Consider the following 15,328-nt stretch of genomic DNA (forward strand, 5'->3'; position numbering starts at 1 on the left):
AGGTTTTGCTGAACTCTCGTTCGCCGCATCCCCCGTGGCATGGCGCGCATTATAGGACCTTTTAAATATCCTGCAAGTGCTTTTTTGTAAAAAATAGCTCGTTTAATGTTAAGAGCTCAATAAAAGCTCATTTTGATTATTTTTGTACCAAATAGTAAGGCATTAGATGCATTATTTCTGTTGGCTGTTCATAAAATAATCGTTAAGATGTCTATGCTTTTTATTACAAGAATCCTTTTTTCATTTATCTGCAGGAATTTACTATGTCACCCACTTTAAGAAACACCTTACCTTATACTTTGGCCCTCGCTGTTATCGCCTTTGTCCTTTTCTATTTAGTTTCATCTATGTCTACTGCTTTGACTTTTATCGCTGGCGTACTAGCATGCGGTATCTTAGTCCCTATCTTAGTTGATGTTAAAAAACCAACCGCACAATTTAAGGCAGTCAACAATCCCGTTTCGACTGAAGGCTTTCAAGGCGATACCGCCACGTTATATGTAGGTAACTTACCCTACCGTGCTAATGAAGATGCAGTTAAGGAATTATTTGGCCGTTTTGGTACGGTTATAAATGTACGATTGATGAAAGATCGTCAAACTGGTCGCCGTCGTGGTTTTGGCTTTGTTGAAGTTGCGGCTACCGATGCGAACAACATGATTGGCAAATTAAATGATTTCGAATTTCAAGAACGCACATTAAAAGTTCGTGAAGCCCGTGATCGTCAGGATGATGAAAACCAAGCTGCTGAGTAATCTTTTAAAAGTTGACCTGGCCCTTACTAATAATGATGTTCGGTGCCAGGTTTGCTTGTTGCGCATTGGCTCTGCTAGTAAAAACACGTAAAATGTCCGTTTAAATGCTAGCAATAGAGAGTCTCATGTCGATAGGTCAAGTATTCCCCGCTTTATATGAAACACAATTAACTGAAAAGGCAGAACGCCTTACTCAGTTATTGCAACTCGATGACACTGCCCCTTTACAGTTATTTCGATCTGCGGCCAGTCATTTTCGGCAACGCGCAGAGTTTCGTATTTGGCACAATGGCGATGACATCTATCATGCGATGTTTGATCCAGAAACGCGCCAGCCCGTCAGAATTGATTACTTCCCTGTTGCCTGCACGCTAATAGCTGACTTTATGCCAGTACTATTAAAGCAGATCCAATTCAACCATGAATTACGTTACAAACTTTATCAGGCCGATTATTTAGCGACGTCTACGGGTGAATTACTCGTAAGTCTAATTTATAAAAGAAAGCTAGATGAAACATGGCAATTAGCTGCGGAACAATTAGTCGCTAGCTTGTCGACTGATTATAAGATCAAAGTCATTGGCCGTTCGCGTAAACAAAAAGTGGTACTCAGCGAAGATTACGTTATCGAGACTTTTAATGTCGACCAGCAACCTTTGCATTATCAACAAGTCGAGGGGAGCTTTACGCAACCTAATGCCGGTGTTAACCAACAGATGTTGCAATGGGCTGCGAGTGTTGCTGCAGAACTGAACGGTGATTTACTCGAACTGTATTGTGGTAATGGCAATTTTTCTCTAGCTCTTGCTCGACATTTTAATCAAGTGGTTGCTACCGAGTTGGCTCGAAGTTCTATTAAGTCAGCCGAATTTAATATTGCGCTGAATAAGATCGACAATCTACAAGTGCTACAAATGTCGGCCGAAGATGTTGCAGCTGCCTTAGCTGAAGGGACAACCCTAAAACAGTTAGATTTGAAAAATTTAGCGTTGAATACGGTATTAGTTGATCCACCGCGCGCGGGCTTAGATCCTGCCACCTTAGCGTTAGTGAGTGGTTTTGACGATATCATATATATCTCATGTAATCCTGAGACACTGGCCGATAATCTCGCCTTTTTACAAAAGACCCATCAATTACAAAAAGTGGCGATGTTTGATCAGTTCCCTTATACCCATCATATTGAAACCGGAGTGTGGTTAAAACGGTTGCCACACTAATCCGTTAGTTTTCGACCATAACTGGCTGCGCCATGCGCCAGCCAGCGTAATTGCAAAATGGTGCGACGTGTTAACTGCCGACATTGTTCGGTTGGTGCATCTAAGGCATCTGCGCCAGTATGGAACACTAATGTCACCATGGCATCGGCCTGTAACTGTGCTTGCTCAACCGTACATTCGGTTTGCTTACGAAGATAATGCGCTAACTCAGCGGAAAAGTGTTGGATCTCTCGTGCTACCGCTGCCCGAAATGCCGCCGAGGTACCAGAACGCTCACGCAGTAATAAACGAAATACGTTACTGTTTTCAGTCACAAACTCCATAAAGGTTTCAACTGAAGTACTAATAACACTGCCATTATTCTCAATGCGAAGCCGTGCTTGGCGCATGAGTTGCCTGAGCATTAAACCCGCTTCATCTACCAGAGTTAGCCCTAATTCATCCATATCTGAAAAATGCCGATAAAAAGATGTGGGTGCAATTCCGGCTTCACGCGCCACTTCACGTAAACTTAAACTCGCGAAACTTTTTTCCGCACTTAACTGTGAAAACGCCGCATTAATGATGGCTTGGCGGGTTCGTTCTTTTTGTTCTGCTCTGCTCACGATACATCCCAATCTTGGTGTAATAGAACCGATTTACCTTGACCTACCCGCAGCTGCTCGGTAAATTAGCGAACAGTTGTAAGCTCAAAGTGTGGTCCCATGAAAAAAAATCCAATTATCTGGACTAATGTACTGTTATTTAGTTCTAGTTTCTTAGTTGCCGCTGTCGCGGCTCCCTATTATGCCTTGACTATTGGCTTTACGGCAGTAGAAATTATCGCCATGATCTTATGTATGGGTTATTGCGGTATTGCTATTACTGCTGGCTATCACCGTTTATGGTCGCATAAAACCTATGATGCACATCCTATTTTGCAATGGATTTTTGCTATCGGTGGCGCATTTGCTCTGCAAAACAGTGTGATCCATTGGGCGTCAGATCATCGAGATCATCACCGGCATGTTGATGATAATGACAAAGATCCCTACTCGGCAGGCAAAGGCTTTTGGTACAGTCATATCGGTTGGATGCTACGTGATTATCAAGGCGACACTTATAACAACTATAATAATGTTCGCGATCTGCAGAAAAACCCAATCTTAGCTTTTCAACATAAGCACTATTTATCATTAGCCTTACTCACTAATATTGGTGTGCCCGTTTTATTGGGTTTTATTTTTGGCAATATGTGGGGCATGTTATTAAGCGTGGGGGTGTTACGTTTAGTATTAAGTCATCATTTTACTTTCTTTATTAACTCGCTAGCGCATATCTGGGGTAAGCAAACTTATACCGATCAAAACAGCGCACGTGATAATGGCATTCTTGCCTTATTAACTTACGGTGAGGGTTATCATAACTATCACCACATTTTTGAATATGATTATCGTAACGGTATTCGTTGGTGGCAGTTTGATCCGACTAAATGGCTGATCAAAAGCTGTTCATGGTTAAAGTTAACTTGGAATTTACGCACCGTGCCCGAAGATCGTATCGCTCAAGCTGTTGCGAAAATGCAATTAAAACGCGCACAACAAAAAGCCATGTTACTGCCGAACTCAGAACAGCTATTGCAATTACTCGAACAGGAATACCAACTGTTAATGGTTAAGTTGCAAGCTTACTATCAGCTGAAAAAAGACTTTCTGCAACAACGTCGTGCTGCTTTGGTTAACCAATACAATGCTTCAGAGTTTGCCCAACGTTATCAAGAATTAAAAGAACATTTGCAGCAGCAACAAAATCATTGGCAACGTTTAACTGCGGCATTTCAATAAGGGATCAACCCGCTGACATTTAAAAAAGAGGCTTTGCCTCTTTTTTTGTCTCTGATACCTGTTATGCTAATTTGTACAGTAAAACGGTGTGAGAATTCAGCTAGTGACAGCAAAATCGGCAAATAAAAAACCTAAATATGACTATGATGCCATTGTAATTGGCACAGGGCCTGGCGGCGAAGGTGCCGCCATGTATTTAGCCAAGAGTGGTAAATCGGTGGCTGCAATCGAGCGTTACTCTTCAGTAGGCGGCGGCTGTACCCACTGGGGCACTATCCCCTCTAAAGCATTGCGCCATTCGGTTAGCCGACTGATTGAGTTTAATGAAAACCCACTGTTCCAAATGGAAGAGCAGGTAAAAAACCTGACATTCTCGCAAATTCTGAAACATGCCGCTGGCGTGATCCGGAAACAAGTAAGACTGCGTGCGGGCTTTTATGATCGCAACATGGTCAAAATGCATCAAGGCGAAGCGAACTTTATTGATAACCACCATATTCAAGTCACTCAAACTGACGGTAGTCACTATGTGATTAGCGCAGAAACGATTGTTATTGCTTGTGGTTCACGCCCTTATCGACCACCGCATGTTGATTTTAGTCATCCGCGTATTTATGACAGCGACACTATCTTATCGTTACAGCATGATCCACGGCATATCATTATCTTTGGTGCTGGTGTGATCGGTTGTGAATATGCCTCCATTTTCCGCGGCCTTGGCGTGCGTGTCGATTTGGTGAATACCCGTGACCGTTTGTTATCTTTTATGGATGCCGAAATATCTGATTCTCTCAGTTACCATTTCTGGAATTCAGGCATGACCATCCGCCACGGTGAAGAGTTTTCTCATATCGAAGGCACCGATGATGGCGTTATCTTGCATTTACAGTCGGGCAAAAAGATGAAAGCCGACTGTTTCCTATTTGCTAATGGCCGTACTGGGAATACCGATACGCTGTCATTAAAGAATGTGGGGTTAGAAGCAGATAGCCGTGGCTTACTAAAAGTCACTAAACAATATCAAACCAGTATCGACAATATTTATGCCGTCGGCGATGTCATTGGTTACCCAAGTTTAGCCAGTGCTGCCTACGACCAAGGTCGTTTAGCCGGTGAAGCTATTGTGAAAGGTAACTTAGATGGGCATTTGATTGCGGATATCCCTGCAGGTATTTACACCATCCCTGAGATGTCTTCAGTCGGTAAAACCGAGCAAGAGTTAACGGCGGCGAAAATTCCGTACGAGGTGGGCAGAGCTCAATTCAAACACTTGGCACGGGCGCAAATTGCTAATACCAATGTCGGTAGCCTGAAACTGTTATTTCACCGTGATACGTTGGAAATCTTAGGGATCCATTGTTTTGGCGAGCGGGCAGCAGAAATTGTGCACATCGGCCAAGCTATTATGATGCAAAAAAATGGCGGTAATAACCTCAATTACTTTGTGCATACGACCTTTAACTATCCGACCATGGCAGAAGCCTATCGGGTAGCCGCACTCAACGGTTTAAACCGGTTGTTCTAAACGAAAAAAGCAGCACCCGTGCTGCTTTTTTTACTTACGCTAATGGCTACTCTGTTTGCAGATGGTAAGTACGGCTTAAATCTTGTACAGCTTCGATAAAAATACCGGCATGTTCAGGATTCACGTCTGGGGTAATTCCATGCCCCAGATTAAACACATGTCCAGTGCCTTGACCATAGCTGTCTAGAATGGCTTGCACTTCTTGCCGAATCCGCTCTGGGCTACCTAACAGAACAGAAGGATCCATATTACCCTGTAGCGCAACCTTATCACCGACTCGCGCACGAGCCTGACCAATATCCGTGGTCCAATCTAAACCTAAACCGTCACAACCGGTTGCTGCCATGGTCTCAAGCCATTGACCACCGTTTTTGGTGAACAAGGTGACGGGCACTTTACGACCGTCAGCTTCTCTTGTTAGGCCATTGACGATCGTTTGCATATAGCTTAATGAAAACTCTTTGTAATCGCGTGGTGTTAATATTCCACCCCAGGTATCAAAAATCATCAGTGCTTGCGCACCTGCAGCAATTTGCGCATTCAGGTATAAAATGACACTTTGCGCCAGCTTATCCAATAACATGTGCAGGATCTCTGGCTCGCTGTACATCATCTTTTTAATGATGCTAAACGTCTTGCTACCACTGCCTTCAACCATGTAGGTTGCCAAAGTCCATGGGCTACCTGAAAAACCAATCAAGGGCACACTGCCGTTCAGTTCGCGACGAATAGTACGAACGGCATCCATTACATAACGCAGCTCTTGCTCAGGATCAGGAATAGGTAAATGCACCACGTCCATAAAGTCACGGAGCGGTTTACTAAAACGAGGGCCTTCACCGACACCAAACGTTAATCCTAAACCCATCGCATCTGGGATCGTTAAAATATCACTGAACAAAATAGCCGCATCTAAGGGGTAACGGCGTAATGGCTGCATTGTCACTTCACAAGCCAATTCTGGGTTTTTGCACAGCGACATAAAGTCACCTGCTACGCTTCGCGTGGCGCGATATTCAGGTAGATAACGGCCGGCTTGGCGCATCATCCAAATAGGCGTTTGGTCGACAGGTTGACGCATAAGCGCTCTTAGGTAACGATCATTTTTTAATTGCATAACTTTTCCGCTGTGCTAATAGTTGCGATATTTTAACAGCTAAGCGCCCGAAGCTCTATGCTCTGGCCGGAATTGCTGCGTTAAGGCCGTACTAAAATTCACGATATATTCAGCTAAGGTTCATTATTTTGTCATATGGGCTTGTATCGCTGCTCGCTATCTGCTATAAAATCCCTGCGCTAGTCAAGAAACAACAAATACGAAGCTCGATTATACGAGACCATGCTTTCCCCATTGAAGCCACATTTTGTGGCTTTTTTATTTTCTGCCATAACACTGCTGTGCTAAAGCAATGAGTTGTCCTGATAAGGTTTCAATACCTGGCGTTTGTGGCAACTTATCCAACTCACACCAATACGCCTCTTCAATTTCATGCGGTTGACAAACAATCTCTCCGCCAGCGTACTGGGCTAAAAAACCAGTCATCAAAGAATGCGGAAATGGCCAAGGCTGACTCCCCACATACTGCAAATCCGTAATATCAACGCCCACTTCTTCTTTTACTTCACGTATAGCGGCTTGCTCTAAGGTTTCGGCAGACTCAACAAAACCGGCTAGCACCGAAAAAAAACCGGCTTTATGCCGACTAGAACGCGCCAGCAAGATTTTGCCATCATTGACGATCGCCACTAATACACAAGGTGCGATCCGAGGATAACAGCGATGACCACACTTATGACATAAGCTGGCTAATTCCCAATTGACCAAATGCATGGCGCTACCACATTGCCCGCAAAAGCGATGTGTTTGTAAAAACAGTGCGACTTGCGTGGCTCTGGCCGCTAATTGAAATAATGCCTCACCATGCGTTAAAAAAACGCGAGCTGAATGCCACTGCGTTTCATCGGTTGCCTGATCATCAAACACCATTAAATAACAGGGATGTTGCTGATATTCGCCGATCCAACAAATCTGTGTACCTTGGCTTGCTATCGGTAAGTGACTTTGACTACCAAAAGGCAATGTGCCCTCAGCTGATAAAAATACCCGGCCTTGGTTCACAATGAACCAATATGCTTGCTCTTTTGCTGATAATACAACACTGTGTTTGATCATTAGTGGGTTATTCCGCGCGCTACTATGCTATGTTGCAGCTATCATACTGGTAGTTACTGAGCAGACCAATAAAAAAACGGTTGATCTTTGCTATGAAATTCTTTTAATTTGGCATTAATGCAGAAACGTAACTGCACCTAAGGAGAAGCTAATGTACACCCGCGTACAGCAAGCACAACAAAAGTGGGGCGGTAGCCTAACAGCCATCGATAATTGGCTAGCAGAAAGACAGCAAATTATTGTTTGCTATTGCCGCTTAGCTGGTTTGCCACCTTTTGAAAAAGATCGTCATACCATGCCTTCACAAGAAAAAATTAGAGAGTTTTGTCAACTATTGATGGACTACTTATCGGCGGGTCACTTTGAGGTTTACGAACGAATTGTTACACAATGTGCCGTTAATGGTACCGACAGCCGTAGACTAGCAGATAGCTTATATCCAAAGATTGCCGTTTCTACTGACTTATCGTTAGAGTTTAACGATAAATATGCCGAGCATCTAAGCACACGTAACAGTGGCAGTTTTGATATCGAATTGTCGGCTTTAGGCCAAGCTTTAGAAGAGCGCTTTGAGCTAGAAGATAAACTGATTGAAACGCTTTATATTAGACACGCGGATAATACCACCGCAGTTTGAAGACCATAAAAAAAGCGGCTTTAAGCCGCTTTTTCTGCTATTGGGCTACTTACTGTGCTTTAACGATATCCAATAATTCTACTTCGAATACTAATACGCTATGTGGTGCAATAGTGCCCATATCACGTTCGCCGTAAGCTAATTCTGACGGAATAGTGAAACGGAACTTAGAGCCTACATTCATTAACTGCACGCCTTCAGTCCAACCTGGAATAACGCGATTCAATGGGAACTCAATTGGCTCGCCACGCTCTACTGAGCTGTCAAAAACCGTCCCATCCGTTAAGGTACCGGTGTAGTGTACTTTTACGGTGTCTGTTGCTACGGGCTTAGCGCCATCAGCAGCTTGCACAACTTCGTACTGTAAACCTGATTCAGTTACCATCACGCCTTCTTTCTTGGCATTTTCAGCTAAGAATGCTTCACCGGCTGCTTTAGCCGATGCCGCTGATGCTTCAGCAACTTTTGCTTGCTCTGCACGGTAAGTTTCATCTAACGCGGTCAATAGCGCTTGAATGTCTTCTTCAGATACTTCAGATTTACCCGCCATGCCATCTTGCACACCACGTAAAATTAACGCAGAGTCTAATGGAATAGCAATTTTGCTGTATTCATCTACGGTGCTTTGTAAATAACGGCCCGCAGATACGCCTAAGCTATAAGCTTGTTTTGCTTGTTCTGTTTCCATTACTGGAGCCACTTCAGCTTTTTCTTCTTTGTTACAAGCGCTCAGCGTTAACAACGCTACAGCAACCAGAGTCAGTTTAGTTTTAACGCGCATTCTTTTCTCCAAAGTTTAGCAGTGCAATTGCTAAAATATGATTTAATAAGGGACTATTCGCCCCGCTATACTAACGCTTTGTTTGGATGAGGTTAACACCTAAGATGAAATATCCTGTGCTTTTCCTTAGTTTATTACTCAGTGCCTGCAGCAAGGTAGAAACGACCCCTGTGGAGCAATGGCCTCATGTTGCCAACGTAAGCTATGCCGCAGCACTGTCTTCAGATGGCAAATATGCGGTGGTCTCATCCGTACAAGACGGCATTGCGTTTTGGGATCTACAGCAAAACGCCTTAAAGTATCAATGGCGACATGAAGAAGCCAGTGACAATTTAGTGCTTAATTTGGCACTAAGTGAAGATAACAGCCACGTATTAACGGCAGATCAACACACTTTTGCGCTTTGGCGCACGGCAGATGGTCAAAATGTTGGATATTGGCAAACCGACCAACACAGCATTCGCGATATTGCTATTTCGAACAATGGCGCCCATCTTCTGATTGGCAAAAGCGATAATACCGTGCAACACATTACGCTGAGCAGTGGCCGTCGCTTAGATTTTATCGGTCATACCGAACGCATCAATAGCGTGGCCATGTCACCAAACGGTCGCTATGCCTTAACGGGTAGCAATGATTACAATGCCTACCTGTGGGACACTCAGACCGCGCAAATTCGATATAGTTTCACGCATCCCAGTCGAGTAACTAAAGTCGCCTTGGATCCACAAGGGCGTTTCGCCTTTACTGCCGATAGCCAACATTTAGCGCAAATTTGGGATATACAAACAGGACAACTTGTCAGCCAATTGCAAATGCTTACAAGGCAGCAAGTATTCAGTGCCGTTCGATTTAGCGCTGATGGGCGTTTTTTATTAACCGGCGCGCCAACACGTAACCTCGTGTTATGGGAGGTCAAAACCGGTCGCGAGATCCAACGCTGGCGGGTTTCTCCACGCGTTGGCAGCCGACCAGAAAGTGCCGTAGTGCATGCAGTCGCTTTTCTTGATGCACAGCGTATAATTAGCGAAAGCTCCAGTGGCTTAGCCGAAGTATGGAAAATAACCAATGAGTAGTGAACCCATAGATATTCAGTTACATCTGATTGAACTGGAGAGCAAAATTGCTTTTCAAGAAGATACCGTTAACTGCTTACACGAAGAATTATTAGCGCATCAAAAACGTATTGATCAATTGCAACGCCAAATTTTAACTCTGGCAGAGAAACTACAGCAATTACCGCAAGACAGTGAAATCTTACGACCTGAAGAAGAGCCGCCACCGCCGCATTATTAAGCGCCTGGCAATCATCTTATTCTGGTTTAAACACACCAATGACCATTTCGTTGCTGCGGGTTGATTTTGCGACCTGCTGCTCGGGTTGGGTCATTTGATGACCACAAGCCACGCATTCCACCTTCTCAACATTATTTTCGATAAATAAACTCATGGTGTCTTGCGCTTTACATTGTGGGCAACTTGCGCCAGCGATGAAGCGTTTCTTTTTGCGCTGCGTCATTTAGATCCTCATGGGGTATAGGCAGAGTAAAAGGCAAATTTCACGAACTGCCCTTGGCTTATCTGGGATATAGCGTAAAATTGCCCACCTAGTTCACTGTTACAAGGAAAAACATGATCCAGTTACAGCAGGTCGAATTACGCCGCGGTATAAATGCGTTATTCAGTGGGGCCGATCTTACCGTATTTCCAGGACAAAAGGTGGGAATTGTCGGTGCAAATGGCTGCGGTAAATCAAGCCTGTTTGCGTTATTGCTCGGAAAACTGCATGCCGACAGTGGTAACGTTAACCTGCCCGCTGGCTGGGTTATCGCCACCGTAACGCAAGAAACCCCTGCTCTGGATTGTTCCGCCCTAGACTATGTGCTGCAAGGTGATGAGCAACTTTTCCCGCTATTAATCAAAGCGCGTAGTCAGTGTAGTGAAAGCGATTTAGCGGCAGTACACCAACAAATTGAAGCGCTTGATGGTTATCGAGCGGAAGCGAAAGCCGGTATTCTGTTAGCGGGTTTAGGCTTTAGTGGCGATGCCCAACAACACCCCGTAAAGTCTTTTTCGGGTGGTTGGCGTATGCGGATGAACTTGGCGCGCGCACTGATGAAACCTGCGGATCTGCTTTTGCTGGATGAACCGACCAACCACCTTGATTTAGATGCCGTGCTTTGGTTAGAAAAGTACCTCACTAATTATCCGGGTACCTTATTACTGATCAGCCACGACCGCGATTTTCTTGATGCTGTAACCGACAACATTGTGCATATTGAGCGACAAACCGTTACCTTGTACAAAGGTAATTACAGCCAGTTTGAGCGCCAGCGAGCCGAACAATTATCGCAACATCAATCGAATTTTGAAAAGCAGCAACGCCAAGTTGCTCACTTACAACAATTTATTGACCGTTTTAAAGCTCAAGCCACTAAAGCACGCCAAGCGCAAAGCCGCATCAAAGCGCTAGAACGCATGACCATGTTGGCACCTGCCCATATTGATTCACCGTTTAACTTTAGTTTTCGCGATCCTAAAGCCTTACCTAATCCGTTACTGAAAATGGAAAACGTGCAAGCCGGCTACAGTGACAAGGTTATTTTAAGTAATATTAATTTTCAGCTATTGCCTGGCAGTCGTATTGGTTTACTGGGTCGCAATGGTGCGGGTAAATCTACCCTGATTAAAATGCTTTCCGGCGAGCTAACACCGAAAAGTGGTGAAGTGTGGTATGCCAATGGCGTTAGCTTAGGCTACTTTGCGCAGCATCAACTAGAAACGCTTAGACCACAAGATTCGCCGCTGCAACATCTGGTGCGGTTAGACCCCTTAGTACCCGAACAAAAGCTCCGCGATTTTCTGGGTGGCTTTGGTTTTCATGGCGATAAAGCCTTAGAAGCCTGTGCGCCCTTCTCTGGCGGCGAAAAAGCCCGTTTAGTGTTGGCACTGTTAGTCTATCAACGACCTAACTTATTGTTACTTGATGAACCCACCAACCACTTAGACTTAGAAATGCGCGAAGCCATCGTTATGGCGTTACAAGACTTTGCTGGGGCCATTGTTGTGGTGTCGCATGATCGGCATTTACTGAGCAGCACCACCGATGAGTTTTATTTGGTAGCACATGGCAAAGTGGCGCCATTTGAAGGCGATTTGCAAGACTATTACCAGTGGATGCAACAAGATGCCCGGCAAACCCAAGCCGCCGCACTGGATAATAACGCACCAACCAGCAATAGTGCGGTGCAGCGCAAAGACACAAAACGCTTAGAAGCTGAGCTTCGTAATGTACTGCGGCCATTAAAGCAACAAATCGACAAATTAGAACAACGCCAGCAACAACTTGCCGCCCTACTTGCTGAGATAGAACAACAACTGGCCGATCCGGCCATTTATGATGCAGAGCAAAAAGCCCAGCTTACCGCGTTACTTAGCAAACAAAGCAGCGCCAGTGCCGAGCAAGACCAAGTAGAAGAGCAATGGTTTATGGCACAAGAGCAATGGGAACAACAAACCAGTAGCTTCTGGGCAGCAAATGGCCAATAAGCCCTTAGACGAGCCGTTACTTAGCCTAGACAGTGCCTTGCTCTGGCAATTTAGCCTGGCCGTTTATCCACAGCTAAAAACGCTTTGCTTACGCTGGCAAAATGACTATTACGCCAACATCAATGTACTGTTGGCGTTAAGTTTAGCAGAGCAGCAACACTGGCAACTGACTTCGTTTAGCCTAGCAGCAGCGCTTAAGGCGTTAACCCCATTAAACAGCCAAATTACCGAAGGCTTGCGCCAGCAGCGTAGCCAATTAGCCTGTTTAGGCCTTAGCGCAGCGCATCAGCAACAATTGAAACAAGGTTTGCTGCAAGCCGAATTAGTGGCCGAACAACTAGAGCAACAACTGTTAGTGGCGCAGCTACGCTTTCATACCCAACGTAATGCCGATAACCTCAGTGATTACCTGCAGCAATTAAAGGTACCTTCATCAGCGCAATTAAGGCGTGAATTAATTGATCTACGTCAAGCCAGCGCACAGTTCGTGGCGAGCTTGTCTTAAAGCTTGATCCAGATCACAGCTGGCCTAGATAGCCAAAACTACACTTTGTTTGTCACAAGCAAAGAGGGTTTTCTAATGAACATTTGGCATGAGTTTCTTAACGATCCGGTGGTTTTTATTTCTTTTGCAGGGTTAGCCATTGTTATTGGTTTATGCATTTTTTATGCGGTTTATTTTATTTATAAGATTGAAACTGCTGAAGAATAATTTACCCGCTGCCTAGGTTTCCAAATATTGTAATTTGTCGGCTACACCATTCCAGGCATCCGCATCGGCGGGTGCCGCTTTTACCGTGCGAATATTTGGCCAAACCTCAGCTAATGCTGCATTTAGGGCAATAAAGTCGCGCTGCTCGGTCGGTACTTTCTCTTCTTGGAAAATCGCGTTCGCGGGGCATTCTGGCTCACACAAACCACAATCAATACATATGGTTGGGCTAATAACTAACAAATTCGGCCCTTCAAAAAAAGCATCTACTGGGCACACCGCCACACAGTCTGTAAATTTACATTTGATACAGTTTTCGCCTACCACAAATGCCATGTCACACCCCTCTTACTAAAACAGATGCTGATCATACTGCAGCAGCCACGAAAAACAACTGAGCAACGCAAGACAATCGCAAACGAATACGGACAACCGAGCCGAGATCACGTAAAATAACGCTTTTTAGCTGGCACTTTGCCTTGCTTAGACTTTCAGCGATTATCAGCAGGATTGTTATGTTGCGTTTAACCGAAATTAAAATACCTTTGCACCATCAGGATGAAAACGCCGAGTTACGTACTGCCGTACTCACTAAATTGGGCGTGGCTGATGCTGATGTGCGACACATCACGGTCTTTAAGCGCGGAATTGATGCTCGCAAAAAAATGGCGATCCAACTGACCTATACGCTGGATATTGATGTGGCACAAGAAGCCGCTTTATTGGCGCGCTTTAGCAAAGATCCGCATGTTCGACCCACACCCGATACTCAATACAAATTTGTGGCAGAGGCTCCTGCTGAACTCAGCTCACGCCCCATCGTGGTGGGTTTAGGTCCTTGTGGTTTATTTGCGGGATTATTATTAGCACAAATGGGCTTTAAACCGATTATTTTGGAACGTGGCAAAGCGGTACGTGAACGCACTAAAGACACTTTTGGTTTTTGGCGCGGTCAAGCGCTTAACCCTGAGTCGAATGTGCAATATGGTGAAGGCGGAGCCGGTACTTTTTCTGATGGTAAACTGTATAGCCAAGTCAAAGATCCGAAACATTACGGGCGTAAAGTGTTAACTGAATTTGTCAGCGCCGGCGCCCCTGCAGAAATTATGTATGTGAGTAAACCGCACATCGGTACCTACAAACTGGTGGGTGTGGTCGAAAAAATGCGTGCGAGCATTATTGCACTAGGTGGCGAGATCCGCTTTAACAGCCGAGTCGAGCAGTTGCATATCACTGATGAGCAACTAGAGGGTGTCACTCTGAATAACGGTGATTACTTAGCGTGTCAGCATTTGATATTGGCTATCGGCCACAGCGCGCGTGACACCTTTCAAATGCTGTATGATGCGGGAGTGTATGTTGAAGCCAAGCCGTTTTCGGTTGGCTTTCGCATTGAGCATGAACAATCTATGATCGACTCCTGTCGTTGGGGCCCTAGCGCAGGCCACCCTATCTTAGGCGCGGCTGACTATAAGTTGGTGCATCATTGTCAAAACGGACGCACCGTTTACAGTTTCTGTATGTGTCCTGGTGGCACTGTAGTCGCTGCGGCGTCTGAAACAGGCGGAGTTGTGACCAATGGCATGAGCCAATACTCGCGGCATGAACGCAATGCCAACAGTGCTATCGTGGTCGGTATTCATCCCGAGCAAGATTATCCTGGGCATCCATTGGCCGGTATCGATTTGCAGCGTAAGTTAGAACAAGCCGCGTTTAAATTGGGCGGTGAAGATTATCGGGCGCCAGCGCAATTAATTGGCGATTTCTTAAAAGGCCAATCGTCTGCTGAATTGGGTGAAGTACAACCGTCTTATACCCCGGGCATAAAACTAACCGATTTAGCGGGCTTACTGCCCGACTATGCCACCGCCGCCATCCGTGAAGCGATCCCCGCTTTTGAGCAGCAAATTCGTGGCTTTGCCAAAGCGGATGGTTTACTCACCGCAGTAGAAACTCGCACTTCCTCGCCCATTTGTATTAAACGTGGCGCCGATTTTCAAAGCGTTAATATCAAAGGTTTGTTTCCAGCCGGTGAAGGCGCAGGCTATGCGGGTGGTATTTTATCCGCAGCGATAGATGGCATCAAAGTAGCAGAAGCTTTAGCACTGGATTTACTTGCGACACATCAGGCATAAGATTGCTGCGCTGAGCCC

Annotated in this window: 17 protein-coding genes; 11 read left to right on the forward strand and 6 right to left on the reverse strand. The window is 45.1% G+C overall.

What is annotated here, in order from left to right; translation table 11 throughout:
- Window positions 1–263 precede the first annotated feature (263 nt).
- A complete protein-coding gene (locus ORJ01_RS13820) occupies window positions 264–755 on the forward strand; it encodes an RNA-binding protein (protein ID WP_306178552.1) in 492 nt (163 codons plus the stop codon).
- A 125-nt stretch (window positions 756–880) separates the two neighbouring features.
- Entirely contained in the window at window positions 881–1,975 is a 1,095-nt protein-coding gene (gene trmA, locus ORJ01_RS13825; RefSeq protein WP_306178553.1) for a tRNA (uridine(54)-C5)-methyltransferase TrmA, read from the forward strand.
- Here trmA and fabR read toward each other — a convergent pair.
- Window positions 1,972–2,580, reverse strand: a complete 609-nt coding sequence (gene fabR / locus ORJ01_RS13830) for an HTH-type transcriptional repressor FabR (RefSeq protein WP_306178554.1) — start codon at window positions 2,578–2,580, stop codon at window positions 1,972–1,974. The two genes, trmA and fabR, sit on opposite strands and share 4 nt — an antisense overlap.
- Before the next feature lie 99 nt (window positions 2,581–2,679).
- On the opposite strand from fabR, the gene ORJ01_RS13835 reads away from it, so the two are divergent.
- Together ORJ01_RS13835 and sthA are read left to right on the forward strand one after the other, a co-directional pair.
- Entirely contained in the window at window positions 2,680–3,798 is a 1,119-nt protein-coding gene (locus ORJ01_RS13835) for a fatty acid desaturase (RefSeq protein ID WP_226751285.1), read from the forward strand.
- A gap of 103 nt (window positions 3,799–3,901) precedes the next feature.
- Entirely contained in the window at window positions 3,902–5,323 is a 1,422-nt protein-coding gene (sthA, locus tag ORJ01_RS13840) for a Si-specific NAD(P)(+) transhydrogenase (RefSeq protein ID WP_306178660.1), read from the forward strand.
- Window positions 5,324–5,369: 46 nt separating this feature from the next.
- Here sthA and hemE read toward each other — a convergent pair whose 3' ends face one another.
- On the reverse strand, window positions 5,370–6,440 hold the full coding sequence (hemE, locus tag ORJ01_RS13845) for a uroporphyrinogen decarboxylase (protein WP_306178555.1): 1,071 nt from the start codon (window positions 6,438–6,440) through the stop codon (window positions 5,370–5,372).
- A 258-nt stretch (window positions 6,441–6,698) separates the two neighbouring features.
- The gene (nudC, locus tag ORJ01_RS13850) at window positions 6,699–7,496 is read right to left on the reverse strand and encodes an NAD(+) diphosphatase (protein ID WP_306178556.1); all 798 of its coding nucleotides are present in this window, start codon (window positions 7,494–7,496) and stop codon (window positions 6,699–6,701) included.
- Between the two features lie 151 nt (window positions 7,497–7,647).
- On the opposite strand from nudC, the gene rsd reads away from it, so the two are divergent.
- Window positions 7,648–8,133: a sigma D regulator gene (gene rsd / locus ORJ01_RS13855; protein WP_226751288.1), complete on the forward strand. Its 486-nt coding sequence runs from the start codon at window positions 7,648–7,650 to the stop codon at window positions 8,131–8,133.
- Window positions 8,134–8,182: 49 nt separating this feature from the next.
- Here rsd and ORJ01_RS13860 read toward each other — a convergent pair whose 3' ends face one another.
- On the reverse strand, window positions 8,183–8,914 hold the full coding sequence (locus ORJ01_RS13860) for an FKBP-type peptidyl-prolyl cis-trans isomerase (RefSeq protein ID WP_306178557.1): 732 nt from the start codon (window positions 8,912–8,914) through the stop codon (window positions 8,183–8,185).
- A 104-nt stretch (window positions 8,915–9,018) separates the two neighbouring features.
- Between ORJ01_RS13860 and ORJ01_RS13865 the strand changes: the two genes are divergently transcribed.
- A complete protein-coding gene (locus tag ORJ01_RS13865; RefSeq protein ID WP_236130361.1) occupies window positions 9,019–9,990 on the forward strand; it encodes a WD40 repeat domain-containing protein in 972 nt (323 codons plus the stop codon).
- Window positions 9,983–10,210, forward strand: coding sequence for a SlyX family protein (locus tag ORJ01_RS13870; protein WP_226751290.1), 228 nt, complete (start codon window positions 9,983–9,985; stop codon window positions 10,208–10,210). The genes ORJ01_RS13865 and ORJ01_RS13870 overlap by 8 nt, the downstream gene beginning before the upstream one ends.
- A gap of 16 nt (window positions 10,211–10,226) precedes the next feature.
- Here ORJ01_RS13870 and ORJ01_RS13875 read toward each other — a convergent pair whose 3' ends face one another.
- Complete coding sequence (locus ORJ01_RS13875; protein WP_229585990.1) at window positions 10,227–10,433, reverse strand: YheV family putative zinc ribbon protein; 207 nt, start codon at window positions 10,431–10,433, stop codon at window positions 10,227–10,229.
- A gap of 113 nt (window positions 10,434–10,546) precedes the next feature.
- On the opposite strand from ORJ01_RS13875, the gene ORJ01_RS13880 reads away from it, so the two are divergent.
- From ORJ01_RS13880 to ORJ01_RS13890, 3 genes are all read left to right on the forward strand, one after another.
- On the forward strand, window positions 10,547–12,463 hold the full coding sequence (locus ORJ01_RS13880; RefSeq protein WP_306178558.1) for an ATP-binding cassette domain-containing protein: 1,917 nt from the start codon (window positions 10,547–10,549) through the stop codon (window positions 12,461–12,463).
- Entirely contained in the window at window positions 12,453–12,968 is a 516-nt protein-coding gene (locus ORJ01_RS13885) for a DUF2390 domain-containing protein (RefSeq protein WP_306178559.1), read from the forward strand. Before ORJ01_RS13880 ends, ORJ01_RS13885 begins: the two co-directional genes overlap by 11 nt.
- Before the next feature lie 75 nt (window positions 12,969–13,043).
- Window positions 13,044–13,175, forward strand: a complete 132-nt coding sequence (locus ORJ01_RS13890) for a DUF3149 domain-containing protein (protein ID WP_229585993.1) — start codon at window positions 13,044–13,046, stop codon at window positions 13,173–13,175.
- A gap of 12 nt (window positions 13,176–13,187) precedes the next feature.
- On the opposite strand, the gene fdxA is transcribed toward ORJ01_RS13890, so the two are convergent.
- Window positions 13,188–13,511, reverse strand: a complete 324-nt coding sequence (fdxA, locus tag ORJ01_RS13895; protein ID WP_226751295.1) for a ferredoxin FdxA — start codon at window positions 13,509–13,511, stop codon at window positions 13,188–13,190.
- A 179-nt stretch (window positions 13,512–13,690) separates the two neighbouring features.
- Here fdxA and ORJ01_RS13900 point away from each other — a divergent pair, with 179 nt between their 5' ends.
- On the forward strand, window positions 13,691–15,310 hold the full coding sequence (locus ORJ01_RS13900) for an NAD(P)/FAD-dependent oxidoreductase (RefSeq protein ID WP_306178560.1): 1,620 nt from the start codon (window positions 13,691–13,693) through the stop codon (window positions 15,308–15,310).
- Window positions 15,311–15,328 lie beyond the last annotated feature (18 nt).

Origin of the sequence: Alishewanella sp. SMS8 (genome assembly GCF_030737935.1) — a bacterium.
GTDB lineage: Bacteria > Pseudomonadota > Gammaproteobacteria > Enterobacterales > Alteromonadaceae > Alishewanella > Alishewanella maricola.